Here is a 5504-nt window from a genome sequence, read left to right as displayed (position 1 = left end):
TAATTTCTATACTGCGGAAGGAACCGTAAAGCTGCGTGAAAAACTCACCAACTTTACCGGTGGGAAGATCGTCATCACAATCGACGTACCGCATAAGTGCCCGGTAGCCCCGTTAGAGCTTGTCTTTATGCTTGACGAGCTGTACAGGGAGAAAGGCATACGGGATAAAGTTGATTTACTCTACACATATCCTATCGGCAGGCTGCATTCCTTGGAGCCGGTAGCGACATGGGCACAGCCGGAATTCGAAAAGAGGGGGATTAACTGGGAGTGCTTCTGCAACGTGGACTCGGTAGATCCGCAGAAAAAGGTAGTCAATACCCTTGAGGGAAGCGAAATCCCGTTTGATATCCTCATCTCGATCCCGGCGCATAAGGGAGCGCAGGTAATTATCGATTCAGAACTGGGCGATGAGGGCGGGTTCATCCCCACGGATCGATATACCCTGAAAGCCGACGGCTACGATAATATCTATGTTCTTGGCGACGCCACGAACCTGCCTGTTTCTAAGGCCGGTTCAACCGCCCACTACGAAGCCGATGTAGTGGCCGAGAATCTAATCTCTGAGCTTAGAGGGTTAACCCCATCTCATTATTATGACGGCAAGGTGTTCTGCTTTGTCGAGGCCGGCTTAAACAAAGCGACTTATGTGTCGTTTAGCTACACCAAGCCGCCCACACCGACGCCGCCCACCGAGATGATTCACTGGTTTAAACTTGCATTTAACGAGATGTATTGGTTATCCGCTCGCGGCATTTTATAGGGAGGTGTGCGCATGACTGAAGATAACGGCGCAGCAAAAACCGAACAAGACACACCGGCTACCCCACCTTCCCGGATGGATGAAGCCGCCGGCTTCCTTACAGCGAGCCTGGATTCCATGACGCCGGCGATAGTGCAGCGGATGACCGCGACTATGGCCAAAATGGCGGAACTGGTCGATCTTGTTGAGGCGATAAACACCGATGAGATGAAAGGTCTCGTGACCGGCGCCGCAAACGCGGCTGAGAGCCTTTCTCGATCCCTTGAGGCCGTCAAGGCGCTCGAGGAAAGCGGTGCGCTCAGCGCGTTGATGGAGATGGGCGATTTCGCGTATGCGATGAAGCAGTCCATGACGGCTCCGATACTTCAACGTACCATTTCAACAGGGATATCGCTCGCAGTAACAGGCGATCAAATGCTTGAAGCCGTTCGCGAATCGGCGAATGAGGCGAAGAAAGACACACGCACGTTAGGTCCTGTGGCCCTGCTACATGCGCTTAAAGAGCCGAAGATCCAGGATGGTTTAAAGTTCCTGCTGGCCTTCGCCCAGCGCTTGCCCGATCTCATGGAAGGTATTTAGTTATTATTTCATGTGGGCCTAAATCGTGGTTGTGGCTGTTTGCCGCGCCTGGTAACATAGCTATAGAGATATTGTTACTTTTGCAACAAAGTCGTGGATACCTGCGGGTAATCCACGGGTGGGAAGGGATGATATAGATGGCAGGAGTCGATGAAGCCAGGTTGCACCTGGAGAGGGAAAGCATACTACTTTCGCCCGGCGAGGCGAGTATGGCACGAGTTATCGAAGCCACCAAAGACCTATTCTTGCGGGGTTACGGTGATGTGGAGTTGATCGGCAAGGTGGCCGATAAGCAAGTTTGCTATATCAACCTGTTGGATGCCGGGAATGCTTCGAGTTACAACGAACTATCGGAAGAGACCAAGTTAGGCTTGGAGAACGCAAATTATGTGGTTAGGGATGGGATAGTCGGCGACTCCCTGATGGTCCAGGCAACCACACCGGAAGCGCAGCAGAGCCTCGGCGACTGGAAGCGGGATGAGTCGGATTACTTCACCCTCGAGGCGGAAGCGCGCATGTCGCCGGTCGAGCAGATTGAAGCGCTTATAAAAGCGGCCGAGGCGGTTGCGGTAAGTTCCGGAGAGCTTGAGAAGCTTGATTTCATCCTGCGACCTACCGCGCTACACAACAATCTTCTAAGAGCGATCATGGAAGCCAGAGGGGTTGGAATGCGGCGCGTGGAGCAGAGTAAAAACGGTCAGGACAAGGCATAGCATAACATCTGCTAATTATCAATCATTTGTAACTGATTATCGTTAGTTTATTGGTTTAACTACTAAATAATATGGGTAGTAATAAGTAAGTAAGCACCGTTTAGCCAGGTGCCGATTATGCTTACGGCGCACGTGTGGGGCTCGGTTCTCTTGCTGGCCGTTGGAGAGTTTTCGATTATTCTTACGCCATGTTTATTATCTAAATAAACGGGCATAAACTAGCAAGCGATATATGGATAGCTAAGGAATAGTCCAATGATCGACAAACGGCTTAAATTATTACTTTTATCCGAACCACAAAGCCTGGATCCGATCAGAAAGGAAGTACAGGATTTTATATCCGGTACGCCCTATCGATCGAGAGCGTCGGACATCTTGCTTGTTGTCTCAGAGGCGTGCACTAATGTTATCCGCCATGCGTATGTCGAAGGCCACGAAAATCCCTTGATAATACTTGAATGCTTCTTAAAATTTGATGCCCTCACGATTATGGTCAGCGATAAGGGTAAAGGTCTGCCCGCTCCGAGCGACGGCCCGGTGTTTTCCGAGGATGGCGGGTTTGGGATCTTCTTGATGCAGAAGCTGTCGGATAGGTTCAAGTGCCACTCGTTTTTCGGCTCTGGGACTATAGTCGAGCTGGGATTCAAAAATCCTGAATATCACCTGGTGCCAAAGAAACGAAAAGCGTCCATGGTTGTTGATGCCGCCACTGCATATTGGTTGACCTTCGCCGATATGCTCTCGCACCCCAGAAAGAGCTATGCCGCCTATCGGGAGTGTTTTGGCGCAGGCTTTGCGGCGACGTTCGATAGCCTCAGACCTTGCTGGAGATCCATCGCCATTCTGTTCTTTATACGCTCCGCCATAAACGATGTAAGAAAGGCGCTTAAACGCGGCGATTACGAGACGGCCAGGCTTATCATCGAGGAGATAGGAAACCAGATAAAGGTCGTTGAGCTAGACCTTTGTAAGATGTCGGGCGAGGGACGGTCGCTCCTCAAAAAACACCTGGAAGGAGCGTTTAGCAAATTATCGAAACTAAAGCGCGAGCTTGGATTCGGGGAAGAAAAAGAGGTACCCGATTCCTCGGGCATCTATGCTTCTGTTGCGGGCGATGACATTATTAAACTCGTCGATGGTATTATAGATAATCTTAACAACATGCTGGACGACAGCATAGGGTGCTGGATCGTGCTCGACGAAGGACCCTTGCAACCTATTTAAACCCATTTAGTCGCTACTGCATGTGCCGGCCGAGGTGCAGGTCGAACAACCGGAAGTCGATTTCTCCGCCGCAATTCGCTTCGGCGATTTATGATCGTTGACGTAAAACCCGCTGCCTTTAAACGCAATTCCCACCGGAAAGAATATCTTGCCTACGGGGCCCTTACATTCAGGGCACTCCTTTATCGGTTCATCATTGACCGATTGCATAACTTCAAACGTATGGTCACAAAACTTACAACGGTATCCGTAAATTGGCATGCTATCACCTATTAACTATTTTAGGAATATTTTATCAAAATTGGCGGCAATTTGCACCTTTGTGATTATTTTATGGGCCTCTTAATAATTCTCTTAATAATTTCGCTAAAACAGATTCCGAAGAATTATCGCCGTAGCTCGCTGAAGAATCCTGCTCAATTGACATAAACCCACTTTTCAAGTACCATCTTAAAGGCGAATCATTGCCGCATGAGGAGGGATTCCCGAGTGGCCAAAGGGGACGGACTGTAAATCCGTTGGCGAAGCCTTCGAAGGTTCAAATCCTTCTCCCTCCACAGAAAATGATTTGAAATTGCACTACAAATCATTATAATTACTTTGTTGTGTGGATATTTGTAATGCCCGCGTAGCTCAGTCGGCAGAGCACTTCCATGGTAAGGAAGGGGTCAGCGGTTCAAATCCGCTCGCGGGCTCCAGCCAGTCTCTGATTTTTGGTTTTCGGTGTCTGGTACTGTATTTGGCATGGCGGTGTAGCTCAGCTGGTTAGAGCACACGGTTCATACCCGTGGCGTCGTAGGTTCAAATCCTACCACCGCTACAAAATCGCTTTCAGGCGATTTTGTAGAGCAATGGAACAATTGGCGATAAAACGGTCGAGGCCGTTTAGTGGTCAAAGCGCTCCGTTAATCTACTTATAGAAACTTGACCGGTCGGGGATGCTTGGTAGCAAGGAGAAGCATTTTCAAGTTGCATTCGCCCCGGCCTTATATTTATTTAAAAACGCTTAAGGGCCAGGCTTATAGGGAGGAAAAACGTTTATGGCCAAAGCTAAGTTCGAAAGAACCAAACCGCACATGAATATCGGCACGATCGGTCACGTGGACCACGGCAAGACCACGCTTACCGCCGCTATTACCAAGGTGCTCGCCGAGAAAGGGCAAGCCACGTTTCGCTCGTTTGACTCAATCGACAACGCTCCGGAAGAGCGTGAAAGAGGCATAACAATCGCAATAGCCCACGTAGAGTACGAGACGGCAAACCGCCACTACGCACACGTCGACTGCCCGGGGCACGCCGACTATGTAAAGAACATGATCACCGGTGCCGCTCAGATGGACGGCGCAATCTTGGTAGTAAGTGCAGCAGACGGGCCCATGCCCCAGACCAGAGAGCACATCCTTTTAGCCCGCCAGGTCGGAGTCCCCTACATCGTTGTCTTTTTAAACAAAGTCGACATGGTAGACGACCCGGAGCTACTCGAACTCGTTGAGATGGAAGTAAGAGATCTTCTAAACGAGTACGAGTTCCCGGGCGACGATATCCCGATTATCCCGGGGTCCGCATTAAAAGCCCTCGAAGGAGACCCGGCAGAAGCAGAAAACATCATGAAACTCATGGAAGCGATCGACTCCTACATCCCCACCCCCGAGCGCGACATCGAAAAACCCTTTTTGATGCCGGTAGAAGACGTCTTTACCATCACGGGCAGGGGCACCGTTGTAACGGGTAGAGTCGAGCGTGGCAAGGTCAAAGTCGGCGAAGAGGTCGAGATCATCGGCATGCAAGACGAGACCAGAAAAACCGTTGTCACGGGCTTAGAGATGTTTAGAAAGCTACTTGACGAGGCCCAGGCGGGAGACAACATCGGCGTTCTTTTGCGCGGTATCGGCAGAGACGAGGTTCAGCGCGGGCAAGTCTTGGCACGCCCAAAAAGCATCACCCCGCACACCAACTTTACCGCCAAGACCTACGTTCTAACAAAAGAAGAAGGCGGCAGGCACACCCCATTTTTCAACGGGTACCGCCCGCAGTTTTACTTTAGGACAACGGACGTAACCGGGGTTGCCACTCTTCCGGAGGGCACCGAGATGGTTATGCCGGGAGACAACGTAGAGATGACAATCGAGCTTATCACCCCCATCGCTATGGAGGAAGGCCTTCGCTTTGCAATTCGTGAAGGCGGCAGAACAGTTGGAGCGGGTAGGATTACGAGCATTATTAAA

Annotated in this window: 6 protein-coding genes and 3 tRNA genes; 8 read left to right on the top strand and 1 reads right to left on the bottom strand. The window is 50.5% G+C overall.

Features of this window, described 5'->3' with window-relative positions; translation table 11 throughout:
• The 4 genes from COY37_RS02240 to COY37_RS02225 all read left to right on the top strand — a co-directional run.
• Nucleotides 1-763 (top strand): NAD(P)/FAD-dependent oxidoreductase (locus COY37_RS02240; RefSeq protein WP_286975841.1); only part of this gene is annotated, 763 nt, incomplete at its 5' end.
• A 12-nt stretch (nucleotides 764-775) separates the two neighbouring features.
• On the top strand, nucleotides 776-1342 hold the full coding sequence (locus COY37_RS02235; protein ID WP_286677589.1) for a helical membrane plugin domain-containing protein: 567 nt from the start codon (nucleotides 776-778) through the stop codon (nucleotides 1340-1342).
• A gap of 137 nt (nucleotides 1343-1479) precedes the next feature.
• The gene (locus tag COY37_RS02230) at nucleotides 1480-2055 is read left to right on the top strand and encodes a hypothetical protein (protein WP_286677590.1); all 576 of its coding nucleotides are present in this window, start codon (nucleotides 1480-1482) and stop codon (nucleotides 2053-2055) included.
• Nucleotides 2056-2310: 255 nt separating this feature from the next.
• The gene (locus COY37_RS02225) at nucleotides 2311-3279 is read left to right on the top strand and encodes an ATP-binding protein (RefSeq protein ID WP_286677591.1); all 969 of its coding nucleotides are present in this window, start codon (nucleotides 2311-2313) and stop codon (nucleotides 3277-3279) included.
• A gap of 6 nt (nucleotides 3280-3285) precedes the next feature.
• Here the strand turns inward: COY37_RS02225 and COY37_RS02220 are convergent, their stop codons facing one another.
• Nucleotides 3286-3540, bottom strand: a complete 255-nt coding sequence (locus COY37_RS02220; RefSeq protein ID WP_286677592.1) for an FmdB family zinc ribbon protein — start codon at nucleotides 3538-3540, stop codon at nucleotides 3286-3288.
• Nucleotides 3541-3754: 214 nt separating this feature from the next.
• Here COY37_RS02220 and COY37_RS02215 point away from each other — a divergent pair.
• The 4 genes from COY37_RS02215 to tuf form a co-directional block, all read left to right on the top strand.
• Nucleotides 3755-3836 (top strand) — tRNA-Tyr (locus COY37_RS02215).
• Between the two features lie 65 nt (nucleotides 3837-3901).
• Nucleotides 3902-3977: transfer RNA gene (locus COY37_RS02210), tRNA-Thr, on the top strand.
• Between the two features lie 48 nt (nucleotides 3978-4025).
• A tRNA-Met gene (locus tag COY37_RS02205) sits at nucleotides 4026-4099 on the top strand.
• Between the two features lie 220 nt (nucleotides 4100-4319).
• Nucleotides 4320-5504: elongation factor Tu (tuf, locus tag COY37_RS02200; RefSeq protein WP_286677593.1), on the top strand; the 1185-nt coding region annotated here is incomplete at its 3' end.

The sequence above is a fragment of the Candidatus Aquicultor secundus genome, assembly GCF_002791875.1.
GTDB lineage: Bacteria > Actinomycetota > Aquicultoria > Aquicultorales > Aquicultoraceae > Aquicultor_A > Aquicultor_A secundus.
The sequence above is the reverse complement of the archived record's forward strand: the minus strand, read 5'-3'. Positions and strand labels throughout refer to the sequence as shown.